At 70.1% G+C, this 16987-nt stretch carries 13 protein-coding genes; 7 read left to right on the forward strand and 6 right to left on the reverse strand.

What is annotated here, in order from left to right; genetic code table 11:
* The first annotated feature begins 216 nt into the window (after positions 1 to 216).
* The 4 genes from BN940_RS17535 (at position 217) to BN940_RS17550 (ending at position 6246) form a co-directional block, all read left to right on the forward strand.
* Positions 217 to 2247, forward strand: coding sequence for an autotransporter outer membrane beta-barrel domain-containing protein (locus BN940_RS17535; protein WP_148305006.1), 2031 nt, complete (start codon positions 217 to 219; stop codon positions 2245 to 2247).
* A 215-nt stretch (positions 2248 to 2462) separates the two neighbouring features.
* Entirely contained in the window at positions 2463 to 3818 is a 1356-nt protein-coding gene (locus tag BN940_RS17540; protein ID WP_043685218.1) for an alanine/glycine:cation symporter family protein, read from the forward strand.
* 191 nt (positions 3819 to 4009) lie between these two features.
* Positions 4010 to 5224, forward strand: a complete 1215-nt coding sequence (locus BN940_RS17545) for an ATP-binding protein (protein WP_043685221.1) — start codon at positions 4010 to 4012, stop codon at positions 5222 to 5224.
* Complete coding sequence (locus BN940_RS17550; RefSeq protein ID WP_043685224.1) at positions 5221 to 6246, forward strand: ParA family protein; 1026 nt, start codon at positions 5221 to 5223, stop codon at positions 6244 to 6246. The genes BN940_RS17545 and BN940_RS17550 overlap by 4 nt, the downstream gene beginning before the upstream one ends.
* Here the strand turns inward: BN940_RS17550 and BN940_RS17555 are convergent.
* The 6 genes from BN940_RS17555 to ddpX all read right to left on the reverse strand — a co-directional run bounded on the left by BN940_RS17555 (position 6225) and on the right by ddpX (position 12618).
* Positions 6225 to 7367, reverse strand: coding sequence for an oligopeptide/dipeptide ABC transporter ATP-binding protein (locus BN940_RS17555; RefSeq protein WP_242404233.1), 1143 nt, complete (start codon positions 7365 to 7367; stop codon positions 6225 to 6227). The two genes, BN940_RS17550 and BN940_RS17555, sit on opposite strands and share 22 nt — an antisense overlap.
* A complete protein-coding gene (locus tag BN940_RS17560; RefSeq protein WP_084330775.1) occupies positions 7364 to 8473 on the reverse strand; it encodes an ABC transporter ATP-binding protein in 1110 nt (369 codons plus the stop codon). The genes BN940_RS17555 and BN940_RS17560 overlap by 4 nt, the downstream gene beginning before the upstream one ends.
* Positions 8470 to 9303 carry a D,D-dipeptide ABC transporter permease gene (gene ddpC / locus BN940_RS17565; RefSeq protein ID WP_043685227.1) on the reverse strand — a complete coding sequence of 278 codons (834 nt, stop codon included), beginning with the start codon at positions 9301 to 9303 and terminating at the stop codon, positions 8470 to 8472. The genes BN940_RS17560 and ddpC overlap by 4 nt, the downstream gene beginning before the upstream one ends.
* Positions 9303 to 10325: an ABC transporter permease gene (locus BN940_RS17570; RefSeq protein ID WP_043685230.1), complete on the reverse strand. Its 1023-nt coding sequence runs from the start codon at positions 10323 to 10325 to the stop codon at positions 9303 to 9305. Before BN940_RS17570 ends, ddpC begins: the two co-directional genes overlap by 1 nt.
* A 73-nt stretch (positions 10326 to 10398) precedes the next feature.
* Positions 10399 to 11961: an ABC transporter substrate-binding protein gene (locus BN940_RS17575; protein ID WP_043685233.1), complete on the reverse strand. Its 1563-nt coding sequence runs from the start codon at positions 11959 to 11961 to the stop codon at positions 10399 to 10401.
* 99 nt (positions 11962 to 12060) lie between these two features.
* Positions 12061 to 12618: a D-alanyl-D-alanine dipeptidase gene (ddpX, locus tag BN940_RS17580; RefSeq protein WP_043685236.1), complete on the reverse strand. Its 558-nt coding sequence runs from the start codon at positions 12616 to 12618 to the stop codon at positions 12061 to 12063.
* 74 nt (positions 12619 to 12692) lie between these two features.
* Here ddpX and BN940_RS17585 point away from each other — a divergent pair, with 74 nt between their 5' ends.
* The 3 genes from BN940_RS17585 (at position 12693) to nirB (ending at position 16977) form a co-directional block, all read left to right on the forward strand.
* Positions 12693 to 13088, forward strand: a complete 396-nt coding sequence (locus BN940_RS17585; RefSeq protein ID WP_198408279.1) for an aldehyde dehydrogenase family protein — start codon at positions 12693 to 12695, stop codon at positions 13086 to 13088.
* 356 nt (positions 13089 to 13444) lie between these two features.
* On the forward strand, positions 13445 to 14356 hold the full coding sequence (locus tag BN940_RS17590; RefSeq protein ID WP_084330776.1) for a formate/nitrite transporter family protein: 912 nt from the start codon (positions 13445 to 13447) through the stop codon (positions 14354 to 14356).
* A gap of 56 nt (positions 14357 to 14412) precedes the next feature.
* Entirely contained in the window at positions 14413 to 16977 is a 2565-nt protein-coding gene (gene nirB / locus BN940_RS17595; RefSeq protein WP_052355999.1) for a nitrite reductase large subunit NirB, read from the forward strand.
* The last annotated feature ends 10 nt before the right edge of the window (positions 16978 to 16987 follow it).

The raw sequence follows: 16987 nt of genomic DNA on the forward strand, positions 1-16987 counted from the left end.
CCGGCGATCCGGGCGCGATTCCGGAGCGCGGGCGCGGCGCCCGGCACACGCGAAGGGTGTGCCATCGAGATCTGGCGACCAGAAGCGGAAATTTCCCCACAATTTCCTCAAATTGACAAACAAACGTTTGTTTTACAAAATCCCAGGCAGGGTGCCACCGCGTTCGAGCGTCCGAAGCACCCGGGAAAAACGAGATCCGACCCATCGAGGAGCCCCATGAGACATCCCGCACTGACCGCCATGGCGTTGTCCGTCGCCCTGGCCTTGCCCGCCTTGCCCGCCGCGGCGCAGTCTTACAGCAATGTTTACTTTTTCGGCGACAGCCTGTCGGACGTCGGCGCCTTCGGCGGCCTGAGCGGCCTGCCGTCCAACGCCCGCTGGACCACCAACTACGGCGCCAACTGGACGGACGGCCTGGCCGCCCGCCTCGGCTTCGTCTCGCGCCCCAACAATCCCGCCAACCCCCATGTCACGCCCGGCGGCAACAACTACGCCCAGGGCGACGCCGAGGCGAACCCGGCCGCCAGCGCGCGGCAGCCGGCCGATCCGGCGGGCGCCCCCACCAGCGAAGCCATCGCCGTCACCCATCTGCAAGGGCAGCTGGGCACGTATCTGGCGCAACACGGCCAGGTCGACGCCAACGCCCTGTATTCCGTCTGGATCGGCGGCAACGACGTCATCACGGCCGTCGGCCGCGGCGCGGGAGTGACGAGCTACCTGACGGCATCGGCCACCAGCACGGTCGGCGCCGTCGCCGCCCTGAAAGGGGCGGGCGCGCAGACCATCCTGCTGCCCAACCTGCCCGACGTCGGCGCCGCGCCCCTGGCCGTCTTCGCATCCATCCGGACCGCCGTGCCCCCCGCCGGCCTCGCCACCGCCTGGGGCGCGGCCTGGGCCCGCCTGGCCGCCGCGAATGGCGCCTACGATCCCGCTGCCGTCGCCCAGGCGCTGGCGGCGGCCGATGCCGCCGCGGGCCTGCCAGCCGGCACGCTTGCGGGCGTCTACGCCCTCGTCCGGCCCGGCCTGGAGCAGGCATCGTCCGGCTACAACCAGCTCGTGGACATCGGCCTGAACGCCACCGGGCAAACCCACGGCATCATCCGCGCGGACATCGGCGGCCTGTTCCGGGAGATCCTGGCGGACCCGGCCCCCTACGGATTCACGAACGTCGTGGGCGCCGCCTGCCCGTTCAATGCCCTGTATTGCAGCGACCCCACCGGCGCGACGGCCGGCTACGTTTTTACCGACCAGCTGCATCCGACCCCGGGCGCCCACGCCCTCATCGCCGATTACGTCGCCGGCCTGCTGCAGGCGCCCTACTTCGCCGGCGGCCTGCCCGAGGCCGGCCTGGGCAATGCGCGCCAATTGAGCGCCGGCCTGGGCAGCCGCCTGGCGGCCCTGCGCGCGCAGCCCCGTCCCACCGGCACCGCCAGCCTGTTCGTCCAGGGCGGCTTCGACGGCACCCGAACCGAATTCGGACCCACCGGCCTGGACAACCACGGACAGCTCTACACCCTGGGCATCGACCTGCAGGCTTCCGAAGCCTTTGCCGTCGGCCTGGCCGTGTCGCGCCAGGCGGGCGACACGGACCTGAGCTACCGCGGAACGCCCGGCAGCGTGAAGGACCGCAGCACGCTCCTGAGCGCCTATGCCAGCTATGCCCCCGGCGCCCTGTGGATCGACGGGACGATCCACGCCGGCAGCGGCAAGCTGCACACCCGCCGCCAGGTCGTCCTGGGCCCGCGCACCCTGACGCTGGAAGGCAGCCCGAACCAGCGCCAATACGGCCTGGGCCTGCATGGCGGCTACGATGCGGCGTTCGGCAGCGTCCGGACCGGACCGGTGATCGGCCTGGACTACGCCCGCGTGAAGGTCTCCCATTTCACGGAGGAAGGAGACAGCAGCAGCCGCATGCGTTTCTCGGACCAACGGCTCGAATCCCTGATCGGACGCCTGGGATGGCAGGCGCGCATGGACATCGCGGGCCGCTACGTTCCCTATGTGAAAGCGGCGTTCGCCCACGAATTCAAGCGGGACGAACGCACCGTCACCAGCGGCGTCGCCTCCACGATGGGAAGCTGGACGACCCGCCTGGAGGCCCCCGACGACAACTGGATGGAATGGACGGCCGGCGTCACGGCCAGCCTGAGCAAATCCGCCGTCCTCTATGGGCAGGTGACGGCCACGACGGGACGCGACGGCGGCAACCAGGCGGCGGGGAACATCGGCCTGGCCATCTCGTTCTGAAGCCCGCCGGGCCGGAGCGGCCGCGCCGATTTCGGCGGTCCGCCGCTCCGGCTCCGGAACGAGCACTCTCTTTTCGGTCTCATGGTTTACCCTTAGCCGGGCCTTTTTCCTCTCTCGTCAGGAAGTTTTCCTGTTTGTCCAGGAATTTTAGGCGTTTCACCTAAAACCACGGTGTTAGCATTCCCGCAATTTCTGCACTGAGGGGTGTTTTAACCATGGAATTCCTGAACGAGCTCGTCAACCAGATCAACGGCCTGGTATGGGGGCCGCCGATGCTGGTTCTCATCCTGGGAACGGGTTTCTTTCTGATGATGATCCTGAAGCTGATGCCGCTGCGGCGCATCGGTACCGGCTTCGCCATGATCTGGCGCGGCCGCCACCGGGGCGACACCGCCACCGGCGAGATCAGCCCCTTCGAGGCGCTGATGACGTGCCTGGCCGCCACCGTCGGCACCGGCAACATCGCCGGGGTGGCGACCGCCATCGCCGTCGGCGGCCCGGGCGCCCTGTTCTGGATGTGGTGCACGGCCCTGGTCGGCATGGCCACCAAGTATTGCGAAGTGGTGCTGGCCGTCCATTTCCGCGAAAAGGACGACCGCGGCGAGCACGCGGGCGGCCCCATGTATGCCATCAAGAACGGCCTGGGCCGCAAATGGCTGTGGCTGGGCGTGGCGTTCGCGGTCTTCGGCGGCTTCGCCGGATTCGGCATTGGCAACATGGTCCAGGTCAACAGCATGGCCCAGGCCCTGGAATCGGCCTTCGCCATCCCGCTGTGGGTGACCGGCGTGGTCACCATGGTCCTGATCGGCCTGGTGATCCTGGGCGGCATCAAGCGCATCGGTGCGGTCGCCGCATCCCTGGTGCCCTTCATGTGCGTGGCCTACGTGCTGGCCGGCCTGGTGGTGCTGGCCGTCAACGCCGAGCGCATCCCCGAATCCCTGGACCTGATCTTCACGCACGCCTTCTCGCCCATCGCCGCCACCGGCGGCTTCGCGGGCGCCGCCGTCATGGCCGCCATCCGCTACGGCGTGGCGCGCGGGATCTTTTCCAACGAGGCCGGCCTGGGGTCGGCCGGGATCGCCCAGGCGGCCGGCACCACCACCAATGCCGTGCAATCGGGCCTGATCGGCATGATGGGCACTTTCATCGACACCCTCATCATCTGCAGCATCACCGGCCTGGCCATCGTGTGCTCCGGCGTCTGGAGCAGCGGCGCCAGCGGCGCGGCCCTGTCGGCCAGCGCCTTCGAGGTTTCCATGCCGGGCATCGGCGGCACCATCCTGACCCTGTCGCTGGTGGTGTTCGCCTTCACCACCATCCTGGGCTGGAGCTACTACGGCGAGAAGTGCTGGGAATTCCTGCTGGGCACGAAATCGACCCTGCCCTACCGCATCGTCTGGGTCCTGGTGATTCCGTTCGGCGCCATCAGCCAGCTGGACTTCGCCTGGCTGCTGGCCGACACGCTGAACGGCCTGATGGCGCTGCCCAACCTGATCTCGCTGATCCTGCTCAGCCCGCTGGTGGTGAAGCTGACGCGGGAATATTTCCAGAACCCGGGCCGCGCGGAATGAGCCGATCGCACACGCAAGCGGACCCGCATCCCCCTTGGACGACCTCTCTATAATGGAAGGAGAATAACGCGGCATACGGCTCGGCCCTCCAGGCGCATCAAGCAAGTCTGCTCGCCGCGCCCTGGGCTCGCCATCCTCTCCAGACGGAGGCTTTTCTGCCTCGGGATGTCCTAGCGGAAAAAAGGATACGCATGCAACATCTGAGCGACGACGCGCTGCTCTCTCTTCTCCGCGACCTGGAATCCGATCGGGTAGAACGAAAGGAATCTTTCAAGGGCGACGTCCCGAAAAAAGCCCGGCAAGCCGTGTGCGCTTTTGCGAACGACCTGCCCGGCCACAACGCTCCTGGCGTCCTGTTCATTGGCGCCCGGGACGATGGCACGGCCAGCGGCCTGGATATCAGCGACCGGCTTTTGCTCGCCCTGGCGGACATGAAAACGGATGGCAACATCCTGCCGCTTCCCGTGCTGTCAGTCGAAAAGCGCATCCTGGACGGCTCCGCCATGGCCGTCGTCATCGTTCAGCCTTCGGACATGCCCCCCGTCAAGTACGACGGCCGCATCTGGATTCGCACGGGCCCGCGTCGAGCCATCGCCAACGCCCAGGAAGAACGAATCCTGACTGAGAAACGGCGCTACAAGAACCTGCCGTTCGATCTGTATCCGGTGCCGCCCGCCAGCCTCGATGACCTGTCGCGCGTCATCTTCGAGACCGAATACCTGCCCCAGGCATTCGCGGACGACGTCCTGGAGGCAAACCACCGCACCTACGCAGAAAGGCTGGCATCCTGCCGGATGATCGTATCCCCGGACGACGCCACCCCGACCATCCTCGGCCTGCTGTCCATCGGCAAGGCGCCTCAGGATTTCCTGCCGGGCGCGAGCATCCAGTTCCTGCGGATCGACGGCACACGCCTGACCGACCCCGTCATCGACGAAGCCCGGATCGGCGGAGCCCTGGTCGAAATGCTCAGGCAAGCCGAAGAAAAGCTCAAGGCGCACAACCGGATCGCCTTCGACATCCTGTCCGCTCCCACGCACCGAAAAGACTCGCCCTACCCCCAGGCGGCCTTGCAGCAGATTCTTTACAACGCCGTCCTGCACCGCACCTACGAAGGCACCAACGCTCCGATCCGAATCTATTGGTTCAATGACCGGATTGAAATCCACAGCCCCGGAGGCCCCTACGGCAACGTCACTCCGGAGAATTTCGGCCGCCCCGGCATCACCGACTACCGCAACCCCAATATCGCGGACGCACTGAAGGTCTTCGGCTTCATCCAGGCCTTCGGACGGGGCATCGCCATCGCGCGGCAGGAAATGGAAAAAAACGGCAACCCGCCGCCTGTATTCGACATCAGCCCCAGCATGGTGGCCTGCACGCTGCCCGGCAAACGAAATCCATGACGCCCGTACTGACGTTCTTCAACAACAAGGGCGGCGTCGGCAAGACCTCGCTCATCTACCATCTGGCCTGGACATATGCCGGCCAGGGGAAGCGCGTGGTGGCCGCCGATCTCGATCCCCAGGCCAACCTGACGGCGGCCTTCCTGGACGAAGACCGGATCGAAAAGATCTGGGACCGGAAGACCGCCGGCGCCACCATCTACGAATGCGTCAAGCCCCTGGCGGGCGTAGGCGATATCGCCAGGCCCCGGCTGCAGCGCATCACGCCGGATTTGCACCTGATGCCCGGCGACGTGGCTCTTTCCAGCTACGAGGATCTGCTTTCCACGGAATGGCCCAACAGCATGGGCGACCACAACCTGTATCGTCCCATGCGCATCCTGAGCGCTTTCTGGCAAGTCATGCAAATGGCCGCCAAAACCGCCAAGGCCGACCTCGTCCTGGTGGATATTGGTCCCAATCTGGGCGCCATCAACAGGTCCGTCCTGCTAGCGACCGACTACGTCATCATCCCCCTGGGCGCCGACCTGTTTTCCCTGCAGGGCCTCAGCAATCTCGGCCCCACGCTGCGTCAATGGAAAAACCTGTGGCAAAAGCGCCTGGACAACTGGAATTCCAGTCGTGAAAAGGCGGAATACCCGGACTTCGATCTGCCGGCGGGCCGTATGCAGCCCCTCGGCTATCTCTGCCAGCAGCACAGCGTCCGGCTGGATCGTCCCGCGCAGGCCTATGACAAATGGGTGCAGCGCATCCCGGCGGTCTACCGCGAAGCCATTCTCGGTGAACCGCCCGTTCCCGACATGCGTCAGCAGGACGATCCCTACTGCCTGGCCACGATCAAGCATTATCGCAGTCTCATCCCCATGGCCCAGGAACGCCGCAAGCCGATCTTCAAGCTGACGTCCGCCGATGGCGCCATCGGCAGCCATGCGGGCGCCGTCCTGGACGCCAAGAAGGATTTCCAGAAACTGGCCGACCGCATCATGCGGCAAATGACCCTTCAAGACCCCTCGGAAGCCTGACGCACTGAAGCCTGCTGCCCCGCCACGTGGCAGCGGTAGGCGTGCTGGGGCGCGCCGGGCCGGGCCAGCAGCGCCTGGGGCCGCTCGCAGCCGGCCGTCGCCCAGGGGCAGCGGCCGCGAAAGAAGCAGCCCTGCGGCAGGACGACGTTGCCGGGCAGTTCGGCCGGGGCCGCGGGGGCGTCCTCGGGCCAGGGCCGGTCCAGGCGCGGCACGGCGTCGAGCAGCTCGCGCGTGTAGGGATGGCGCGGGGATTCCAGCACGTCGGCGGCCGGGCCCTGCTCGACCACCTGGCCCAGGTACATCACCGCCACCCGGTCGCACAGGTAGCGCACGACCGACACGTTGTGCGAAATCAGCACGTAGGTCAGGCCGTGCGCGCGGCGCAGTTCCCGCAGCAGATTCAGGATCTGCGCCTGGACGGACACGTCCAGCGCGGAGGTGGGCTCGTCGAGCACGATGACGTCCGGCTCCGTCGCCAGCGCCCGGGCGATGGCGATCCGCTGGCGCTGCCCCCCGGAAAACTCGTGGACGTAGCGGTCGAGCTGCTCGGGCCGCAGGCCCACCCGCAGGGCCAGAGCATCGGCCCGCGCGCGCAGGGCGGCCTTGTCCATGCGGCCGCGCCGGACCGCACCGTTCCGGCCCCGCGGCCCGGCGGCCGGCGGCGCTCCCCCGTCCCGCGGCCATGCCGCGGCCCCTCGGCGGCCCGCGGCCACCAGCGGCTCGATGATCACTTTCCAGGCGGGCAGGCGCGGATCCAGCGAGGACTGCGGATCCTGGAACACGATCTGGACGTCGGTCCGGCGGCCGTCGGCGCGCGGCAGGCGCCGCAGCTCGCCCCCGGTGGGCCGCAGCAGGCCCATCAGCACGGCCGCCAGCGTGCTCTTGCCGCAGCCGGACTCGCCGACGATGCCGAAGGCCTCGCCGCGCCGCACCTGCAGGCTGACGCCGTTCAGGGCGTGGGCATGGCGCACCGCCCGCCCGCGCCAGTCGCGGGCGAGGGGGAAGCGCACGTGGATCTCGCGGGCATCGAGCACCGGCGCCTCCGGCACGGTGCCCGGTGCTGCGTCCGCCACGCCCGCCGAGGGGATTTCAGCCCCATTCGCTCCATCGATCGGCATCATGCGTCTCCCGCGGCCCGCGCGGCCGGGTCCGGGTCCGGGCCCAGGGGGTGCCAGCAGGCCACCCGGCGCTCCTGCGCGTCGGCCACGGGCCGCAGTTCGGGCCGCTGGCGACAGGCCGCGTCGGCGTAGGCGCAGCGATCGAAGAACACGCAGCCCTGCGGCGGCCGGCGCATGTCCGGCACCCGGCCCGGGATCGAGGCCAGGTCGGCGCCGGGCGCGGCGCGCTCCGGCAGGCCGTCGAGCAGGCCGCGCGTGTAGGGATGGCGCGGCGCGCGCAGCACCCGGGCGGTCGGCCCCTGCTCGACCACCGTGCCGGCGTACATGACGTACACACGGTCGCAGAACTGCGACACCACCGCCATGTCGTGGGTGATGAACAGGATCGCGGCGCCGCGCTCGCGCGCCCGGTGGCGCAGCAGCTGCAGCACCTGGCGCTGCACGGTCACGTCCAGCGCGGTGGTGGGCTCGTCGGCGATCAGCAGCGCCGGATCGCAGGAAAACGCCATCGCGGCCATCACCCGCTGGCGCATGCCGCCGGACAGCTCGAAGGGATAGGCGCGCAGCGTCCGGGCCGGGTCGGGGATCATCATGTCGCGCAGCAGCGCGGCGGCGCGCTCCACGGCCTCGCGCCGGCCCAGGCGATGGTGCGCGCGCAGCACGCCGGTCAATTGATCGCCGATGCGCCGGGTCGGATTCAGCGCGGTCATCGGCTCCTGGAAGATCATCGCCGCGCGGCGTCCGCGCCATTGCCGCATGCGCGCTTCGGACGCGGCCAGCACGTCCTCGCCGCACAGCCGCAGGCTGCCGCCGGTGACGCGGTAGCCGCCCGGGGGCAGCAGCCGCAGCGCCGCCATGGCGGTGACCGACTTGCCCGAACCCGACTCGCCCACCACGCCGACGATCTCGCCCGGCATGACGCGCAGGCTGACGCCGCCCAGCGCCCGGACCGCGCCGCCGAAGACGGGGAATTCCAGCGACAGGCCGCGGATGTCCAGAACGGGTTCGGCTGCGGCGCCGCCGTCGGGGTTCCCACGATCCAGGACGCCCGCCGGCCGGCCCGGGCCGGAGCGCCGCGCGCTGGACGGATCAGGCCGGCCCGCGCTCATTTCGCCCTCGACTTCGGGTCCAGCAGGTCGCGCACGCCGTCGCCCACCAGGTTGCAGGCCAGCGCCGTCACCAGGATCGCGCAGCCCGGCGTGACGGTGTACCACCACTGGTCCAGCAGGAAATTGCGGCCCGTCGCCACCATGGCGCCCCATTCGGCGGTGGGCTGCTGCGCGCCCAGGCCGATGAAGCCCAGCGCGGCCGCCATCAGGATCGCCCCGCCGATGTCCAGCGTGGCCTGCACCACGATGGGCGAGGCGGCGTTGCGCACCACGTGCCAGCGCACCACGTGGCGCCGCGTCGCGCCGAAGGTCCAGGCCGCCTGCACATAGGCCATCTCGCGGATGCCCAGCGTCTGGCCGCGCGCCAGGCGCACGTAGAACGGGATGCGCACCAGGGTGATCGCCAGCATGGCGTTGAACAGGCTGGGGCCCAGCGCCGCCGCCAGCGCCATGATCAGCACCAGCGAGGGCACCGACAGCACCACGTCCATGGCGCGCATGACCAAGCCGTCGAAGCGGCCGCCCACGATCCCGGAGAAACAGCCGATCACGGCGCCGGCCATGCTGGCGCAGCCCGCGACGAACAGCCCCACCCCGATGGACTGGCGCCCGCCGTGGAGCACGCGGCTGAAGATGTCGCGGCCGACCTCGTCGGTGCCGAACCAGTGCGCCGCCGACGGCGCCGCCAGCCGGTGCACCAGGTCGATGCGCTCGGGATCGTAGGGTGCCACCCAGTCCGCCAGGAGCACGGCCAGCCCCACCGCCGCGAGGATCGCCAGCCCCAGCAGCATCAGCGGGCTGCGGCGCAGCTGGTACAGCAGGTAGCGCATCAGCCGACCTCCCGGATGCGCGGATCGAGGCGCCGGTACAGCAGGTCCACCAGCAGGTTCAGGATCACGTAGGCGAAGGACACCACCACGGCGAAGCCCATCACCGCCGGGAAATCCAGCGCCTGGATCGAGTCCACCACATAGGCGCCCATGCCCGGCCAGCCGAACACGGTCTCCGTCAGCACCGCCCCGTACAGCAGGTCGCCCAGGGCCAGGCCGAGCACGGTCACGGAAGGAATCAGCGCGTTGGGCAGGGCGTGGCGCACCACCACGGTCCAGGCGTCCAGGCCGTAGGCGCGGGCGGTGCGCACGTAGTCCTCGCCCAGCTGTTCCAGCATGGACGAGCGCACCTGCCGCGCCACCACGCCCAGGTGCACGAAGCCCAGCGTCAGGGCCGGCAGGATCATGTGTTCCAGCGCGCTGCGCCAGACGACCCAGTCGCCCGCCAGCGCCGCGTCGATCAGGTACAGGCCGGTGATGCCCGGCGGGGGCGACAGGCCCTGGTCGATGCGGCCGCCCCCCGGCAGCCAGCCGAGCTCGCCGTAGAACACCACGATCAGGCCCAGTCCGAGCCAGAAGGCCGGGGTGGAGATGCCCGTGACGGCCAGCGTGCGGGCGAGGTGGTCGATGAAGCGGTTGCGGTACACCGCCGACAGCACGCCCAGCGGGATGCCCAGCAGCGTCGCCAGCAGCAGGGCGACCAGGGCGAGTTCGAGCGTGGCGGGAAAGAAGGCGGCGATGTCCTGCAGCACCGGCCGGTGGGTGCGGATCGAGGTGCCGAGATCGCCCTGCAGCAGCTGCCCCATGTAGCGCAGGTACTGCTGCGGCAGGGGCAGGTCCAGGCCCAGCTGCGCGCGGATGTGGGCGACGATTTCCGGCGTGGCGCGGTCGCCCGCCACCAGGCGGGCCGGGTCGCCGGGCACCAGGTGGGAAATGGCGAAGGTGATCAGGGACACCCCGATCACCACCCAGACCAGGCTGGCCAGCCGGCGGCGCACCACGGACAGCCAGGACGTGTTCATGCGATGCCCTCGTCCGCCGGGCGGCGCCGCCCGCGGCCGGCCCGCGAGACCCTTCCACGCCGTTCGCCCATGCCTACTTCGTCATGTCGGCGACGTTGAACACGCGCTCCAGCATGGGGTTGAAGACGAAGCCCTTGACGTTCGCCCCCAGCCCGGCCTGGTAGTTCTTCTGGTACAGGTAGGCGTAGGCCGCGTCCTTCACGACCTGTTCCTGGACCTGCCGGTAGAGCGCCACGCGCTTGTCCTGGTCGCTGAGCGTGGCGGCCTCGCGCAGCCACTGGTCCACCTGCGGGTTGGAATAGAAGGACCGGTTGCCCGCCAGGCCCTTCTTGTCCGAATCGAACCAGTAGCTGGTGAACATGTAGGGATCGGCGAAGTCCGGGCTCCAGTTGCCGATGGAGATGTCGAAATTGCCCTGGCCCAGATTTTCGCGCAGGGTGGCGTTGGCCAGTTTTTCGAGCTTGACCGGCACGCCGACGGCGGTGAGATTGGCCTGCACCGTCAGGGCGATGGGCTCCCAGGCGGGGTCCTGGGTGGAATAGCGCAGCAGCAGCGGCGACTTCACCCCGCCGGCCTTTTCCACCAGCGCCTTGGCCGCCGCCGCGTCCTGCTTCGGCAGGGGCAGATCGGCGTCATGGCCCCACATGCCTTCGGGGATCGGGCCGCGCATCTGCTTGGCCTGGCCCATCATGATGCCATCCACGATGCCCTGGTAGTCCAGCGCGGCCACCACGGCGCGGCGCAGATCCGCGTTCTGCAGCGGCCCCTGGGCGTTGTTCAGGTACAGGTAGGTCACCCGCAGCGACGGGAATTCCGCCACGCGCACGGCCTTGTCCTTCTTCAGGGCCTGGAGCTGGTCCACCGGCAGTTCCTCGGCCACGTCCAGGTCGCCCTTCTGCAGCTGCAGGCGGCGCGCGGAAGATTCCGGCACGATCTTCACCACGAACTTGTCCAGCGTGGGCTTCTTCGAGCCGGCGTAATGCGGATTGCGCTCCAGCACCAGCGACTGGCCCTTCTGCCAGGACACCAGCTGATAGGGTCCGGAGCCCGCCGTGTGGCCCGACAGCCAGGCGTCGGCGTCGTCGCGTTGCATGGCCTTGGGATTGACGATGGACGCGCCATTGTTGGCGAGCGTGTAGAGGAACGGCGCGAAGGGCTTCTGCAGCGTGAAGCGCACGGTGCGCGCGTCCACGGCGTCGATCTTCATGTCGGCGGGGAAGGCTTCCGAGGGCCCCTGCTTCTTCGCCAGCAGCCGCTCGAAGGACAGCTTCACCGCCTGGGCATCCACGGGCGTGCCGTCGGCGAATTGCTGGCCGTCGCGCAAGACGAACGTCCAGACCAGGCTGTCCGGCGAGGCCGACCAGCTGGCCGCCAGATCGCCCTCGACCTCGGTCGAGCCCTGGCCGTCGGCCTGCTTGTAGCGCATCAGGCGCTGGTAGGCCGGGTAGGTGACCGTCCAGTCGTTGTTGTCGATCGTGATGGCCGGGTCCAGCGTCTGGGGATCGGCCGGCTTGCCGATCACCAGCGTATCGGGCGGCGTCGCCGCGAGCGCCCCGCCCGCCAGGAGACAGGCCCCCGCGCCCATCGCCGCCGCCATCAGGGCGCGGCGGATTCCCGTTTGAATCGTGGATTGCATATCGCCTCCGTCCAATGAACATCCCGTCGGCGGGACGCCTGGACCCCCACGGGGCCACGCCCGCCCGTGCGGCCGGTCCGCGCGGGACCGGCCCATCGCTCAGTCCGAGACGACCCGGACCATGTCGCTTTCCGGCAGTAACGCATATTCCCGCGCGTCGGGCAATTCGTAGTGCCACCACTCCGTCGGGATCGAACGGAAACCGGCCTGCAGCATGATGCCCAGCAGCAGGTGGCGGTTGCGCTGCACGGCGGGCGGCAGGTCGTCGCGGTCGTGGTGCGACTGGTCGCGCATGTCGTCGAAATCCGTGCCCATGTCCAGGGGCGCGCCGCCGGCGTCCAGCAGCCCCACGTCCACCGCCACGCCGCGCGTGTGGTTCGACCCCTGGGCCGCGTCGGCCACGTAGCGCGGATCGGGCAGCATCCGCCAGAACACCGCCTGGGCCGCCGCCGGGCGGTAGGCGTCGTAGACGAGCAGGCCCAGGCCCGCCCGCCGCGCCGCGCGCGCCGCGCGGAGCAGGCAGTCCGCCGCGGCCGGCCGCAGGGCGCAGCGGGCGCCGGGCGCGTAGACCGGCCGGCCGGTCAGGTTGCCGGCCGTGGCGTAGGCCAGCGCGATGCGCAGGCCGTCGGCCGGGGGGATTTCGATCAGGTCCGCCATGCGTGTCCCTGTCCATCCGGGCCGGCGCGGGATCCGCCGCGCCGGACGATGAGCCGGACGATGAAGAATGAGGAATGGGAGGGACATTCTACCGACATTCCATCGCGCTCCGGCACGGGATGGGCGCGGCCCGCCTGGAGGATGCCCTGGCCTACATCAACCAGCGGCCGCGCCCGCTGGCCCTGTACTACTTCGGCTACGACCGGGCCGAACAGCGCCACGTGCTCGCCCGGACGCATTCCGGCGGCGCCTGCCTGAACGACACGCTGCTGCACGTCGCCCAGGACGACCTGCCCTTCGGCGGCATCGGGCCGTCGGGCATGGGCCACTACCACGGCCGCGAGGGCTTTCTCGCCTTCAGCCAGGCCAAGGGCGTGTTCGTCCGGCAGCGGTTCAACGCCACGCGCCTGATCTACCCGCCCTACGGCCGCCGGCTCCAGCGGCTGGTCTACCGGCTGTTCGTCCGCTGAGGACGGCGGGACCGCCGGGGCCGCTGGCGCTTTCGCTCACACCGGTGCGCGCGGCTCCCGCCGATCATTCAATCCTGAAGCATGGCCGGCACCCCCGCACCATCGCGGCCGCTCCTCCGCGTCCCATGGTGCATCGCGGCACCGCATCGGCGCAGGGCGCCCCTCGCGGACCGCCCCGCCGGCGACCCTGCCGGCCCGCCTGGCTGGCGCACCCTCCCTCCCCGCGCATGCCGGCGCCCCGCCCCGCCGCCCGGGCCTCGCGCGCGCAGCGCAAGCCTTCCCGGCCGCGTTCCGAAAAGTTGGCACATGAATTGCTTGATCCTCGATGAAGACCTTTCATCGACCGGGAGAGCACCATGTACGACGACACCATCGACGGCTTCGTGAAGGCCGGCAACGCCAAGCTCGCGCTGCTGCGCCGCGCGCCCCTCGGCTTTTTCGTGGGCTGCATGCTGGCGGGCGCCTACATCGGCCTGGGCATCATCCTGATCCTCACCCTGGGCAGCCACGCGCCGCCGGACCTGCGCCCGCTCGTCATGGGGACCGCCTTCGGCATCGCGCTGATCCTCGTCGTCATCGCCGGCGCGGAACTGTTCACCGGGCACACCCTGGTCATGGCGCTGCGCCGCTACCGGGACCAGGGGAGCTGGGCCGAGGCGGCCTCGGTCCTGGGCGTGAGCTGGGTCGGCAACCTGTGCGGCGCCGCCGTGCTGGCGGGCCTGTTCGCCCTGGGCGGGGGCGGCGGGCTGCTGGACGACCCGCGCGGCCTGCTGATGGACGCCGCCGCGCACAAGATGAACGGCGCCGCCGCCAGCCTGTTCGCCCGCGCCGTGCTGTGCAACTGGCTGGTGTGCCTGGCGGTCTGGATGTCCGCCCGCGTGTCCTCGGACAGCGCCCGCTGCATCGTCATTTCCTGGTGCCTGCTGGCCTTCGTCGCCAGCGGCTACGAGCACAGCGTGGCGAACATGACGCTGTTGCTGCTGGCCCTGATCGGCCATCACCCCGACACCGTGAGCCTGGGCGGCATGGCCTGGAACCTGGCGTGGGTGACGCTGGGGAACATCGTCGGCGGCGCCGTCTTCGTGGCCGGCGCCTACCGGGCGGCCTCGCCCGCGCCAGTGCCCGTCCCACTGCCCACGCCATCGCCCACGCTATCGCCCGCGTCATTGGCCGGCCACGCCCTTGCGCCTGCGTCGCCGCCCGGCGCAACGGCCGGCCGCGAGACTGGCACGCAGCCGATCCTGGACGCGCCCGCCGCGCGGCCCTGAGCCCTGAGCTCCGACCCTGAGCCCCGACCCACCACCGGATTTTCCTGGAGCGAACCATGAATCCCCACGACCTTCCCGCCGCCGCCGCGGGCCCGCACGCCGCGCCGCGCCTGGTCGTCATCGGCCACGGCATGGTCGGCCACCGCCTACTGGAAGAACTGGCGCGCGAAGCGCACGGCTACGCCATCACCGTGCTCTGCGGCGAACCGCGCCTGGCCTACGACCGGGTGCGGCTCAGCCAGTGCTTCGATGGCGCGAAGGCGCAGGACCTGGCGCTGGCCGACGAGAATTTCCTCCGCGAACATGGCGTCACCGTGCTGCGCGGCACACGAGCCGCCTGGATCGACCGCAAGCGGCGCCGCGTCCACGTGTCGGACGAGCAGTTCCATCCCTACGACAAGCTGGTCATCGCCACGGGCTCCAACCCCTTCATCCCGCCCATCGAGGGCGCGGACCGGCCCGGCTGCCTGCCCTACCGCACGCTGGAGGACGTGGAGGCCATCCGCGCCTGCGCCGCCGGCAGCCGGCGCGGCGTGGTCATCGGCGGCGGTCTGCTGGGGCTGGAAGCCGCCCGCGCCCTGCGCGGCCTGGACCTGGAGACCCACGTCGTCGAGTTTTCCGCCCACCTGATGGCGGCGCAGTTGGACGAGCCCGGCGGGCGCCTGCTGCGCACGAAGATCGAGGCCCTGGGCATCCACGTGCACACCGCGAAGATGACCTCGGCCATCGGCGGCGGCCTGCGCGCGCGCCACCGCCTGCGATTCTCGGACGGCGATTTCCTGGAAACCGACATGGTGGTCTTTTCCGCCGGCATCCGCCCCTGCGACCGCCTGGCGCACAACTGCGGCCTGGTGATCGGCGAGCGCGGCGGCGTCGTGATCGACGAGCACTGCCGCAGTTCCGACCCCGCCGTCTATGCCATCGGCGAAGTCGCCAGCTGGCGGGGCGGCACCTTCGGCCTGGTGGCGCCCGGCTACGAGATGGCGCGGGCCTGCGCCGCCCACCTGCTGGGCCGGGACGCGCCGGTCTTCCGGGGCGTCCTGCCCGGCACCAAGCTCAAGCTGCTGGGCGTGGAGGTCGGCTCCATCGGCGACGCCCACGGCCGCGCGCCCGGCAGCGTCAGCTGCGTGTTCGAGGACACGCTGGCCGGCACGTACCGCAAGCTGGTCATGGATCCGCAGGGCAAGCGCCTGCGCGGCGCCGTGCTGGTGGGCGACACCGGGGCCTTCGGCCTGCTGGACCAGTACTTCAGCAATGGCCTGGACCTGCCCGCGCAGCCCGCCGCGCTGATCGCGCCGCAGGCCGGCGCCGCGCCGGCGCTGGGCGTGGACGCGCTGCCCGACACGGCGCAGATCTGTTCCTGCAACCAGGTCAGCAAGGGCGCCCTGTGCGGCGCCATCGCCGAGGGCTGCACGACCCTGGGCGAGCTGAAGGCGCGCACCCGCGCGGGCACCACCTGCGGCGGCTGCGTGCCCCTGGTCAAGCAGGTGCTGGACGGCGAACTGCAGCGCCGCGGCATCGCCGTGGACCGCAGCCTGTGCGAACACTTCCGCCACAGCCGGCAGGAGCTCTACCACCTCGTCCGCGTCAACGGCATCCGCGACTTCGGGACCCTGATCGCCCGCCACGGCACCGGCCGCGGCTGCGACATCTGCAAGCCCGTGGCGGCGTCGATCTTCGCCTCGTGCTGGAACGAATACGTGCTGTCGCCCAGGCACGCGCCCCTGCAGGACAGCAACGACGCCTACCTGGGCAATCTGCAGAAGGACGGCACCTACTCGGTGGTGCCGCGCATCCCGGGCGGGGAAATCACGCCCGACAGGCTGATCGTCATCGGCGAGGTCGCCCGCAAGCACGGCCTGTACACCAAGATCACCGGCGGCCAGCGCATCGACCTGTTCGGCGCGCGGCTGGAACAGCTGCCGGCGATCTGGCGCGAGCTGGTCGACGCCGGCTTCGAGTCCGGCCACGCCTACGGCAAGGCCCTGCGCACGGCCAAGTCCTGCGTGGGCAGCACCTGGTGCCGCTACGGGGTGCAGGATTCGGTGGGCATGGCGATCCGCCTGGAGCAGCGCTACCGGGGCCTGCGCGCGCCGCACAAGATCAAGATGGCCGCCTCGGGCTGCACGCGCGAATGCGCCGAGGCCCAGAGCAAGGACGTGGGCGTGATCGCCACCGAGAAGGGCTGGAACCTGTACGTCTGCGGCAACGGCGGCATGCGCCCGCGCCACGCGGAACTGCTGGCCTCGGACCTGGACGGCGACACCCTGGTCCGCCTGATCGACCGGTTCCTGATGCTCTACATCCGCACGGCGGACAAGCTGCAGCGCACCGCCGCCTGGCGCGAAAGCCTGGAAGGCGGCCTGGACTACCTGAAGGACGTGATCGTGCGCGACAGCCTGGGCCTGGGTGCGGAGCTGGAGGCGCAGATGCAGGCCCTGGTGGACGCCTACGAATGCGAATGGGCCGCCACCCTGAAGGACGAACGGGCCCTGCGCCGCTTCCGCTCCCTGATCAACAGCGACGCGCCCGACGAACACATCGTCCACGTGCAGGAGCGCGGCCAGCCGCGCCCGGCCACCGTGCGCGAACGCGCGGCGCTGGCCGCCCCGGCCGAATGAAGGCGAACGG

It is taken from the genome of Castellaniella defragrans 65Phen (assembly GCF_000612685.1).
GTDB lineage: Bacteria > Pseudomonadota > Gammaproteobacteria > Burkholderiales > Burkholderiaceae_B > Castellaniella > Castellaniella defragrans.